The 872-nt window shown below is 73.5% G+C and carries 1 protein-coding gene; it reads left to right on the top strand.

The genetic code is table 11. The features are described from left to right. Positions 1–206 precede the first annotated feature (206 nt). A partial coding sequence (locus tag PROKR_RS02625) for an alpha/beta hydrolase family protein (protein ID WP_211240000.1) occupies positions 207–872 on the top strand: 666 nt, incomplete at its 3' end.

The raw sequence follows: 872 nt of genomic DNA, 5'->3' as shown, positions 1-872 counted from the left end.
GTCGCCGGGGGCGGCGTCGCCGGTGCCGGTGCTGGCGTCGCCGGTGCCGGCGCGCCGCCCGGCGGACCTGACGACGCCGAGCTCGGTTCGACCGGTTTTGGCATCTCGACACGCCTCCCTGGCGGCTTCGGTTTCGCGAACGCTGTTCGTGAAGTGTAGGTTGCAGGAAATGCGAACGCCGTTCGCATAAACGGAGGGAGTTGCTCGTGGTCGAAACGGTGTGGGGCCCGACGCGTTACGCGCGGAACGGCCGGGTGGAGATCGCCTGGGACGAGCTGCTCGGGGCACAGGGCGATCCGCTGCTCCTGGTGATGGGCCTGGGCACCTCCCGCTTCTGGTGGCCGACCGGCCTCTGCCAGGCCTTCGCGGACGAGGGGTTCCGCGTGGTGCGCTACGATCAGCGCGACGCCGGGCAGTCGACCCGCATGCCGCCGTCCGGCACCGGGAACCCGTTCGCGGCGCTGTTCGGCGGGCGAGGGGCGGCCTACACCTCGGAGGACATGACCGACGACGCCGTCGCCGTCCTCGACGACCTGGGCTGGTCGGCCGCGTACGTCTTCGGCCACTCCCTGGGCGGCGCCGTCGCCCAGCGGATCACGCTGCGGCATCCGGACCGGGTGCGCGGCGTGGTGTCCTCGGCCGCTCTGCCCAGCGACGTGTCCGGCATCGGGGTGGCCCGGTACCTACGTCTCGGCCTGCTGGCGCGGCTGGCCCGCATGACCTTTCCGGAGGGGCGTGAAGGCGACGTCGCGGCCGGTCTGGCCGTGGCCCGCGGCGTGGCGTCGCCCGCCTACCCGTTCGACGAGTCGGCGGCGCGGGAGTGGATCGAGCGCGAGGTGGACAGCGGGCCGCGCGACCGCGCCGCGCAGAGC

Source organism: Promicromonospora kroppenstedtii DSM 19349 (assembly GCF_000515355.1).
GTDB lineage: Bacteria > Actinomycetota > Actinomycetes > Actinomycetales > Cellulomonadaceae > Promicromonospora > Promicromonospora kroppenstedtii.
The sequence above is the reverse complement of the archived record's forward strand: the minus strand, read 5'-3'. Positions and strand labels throughout refer to the sequence as shown.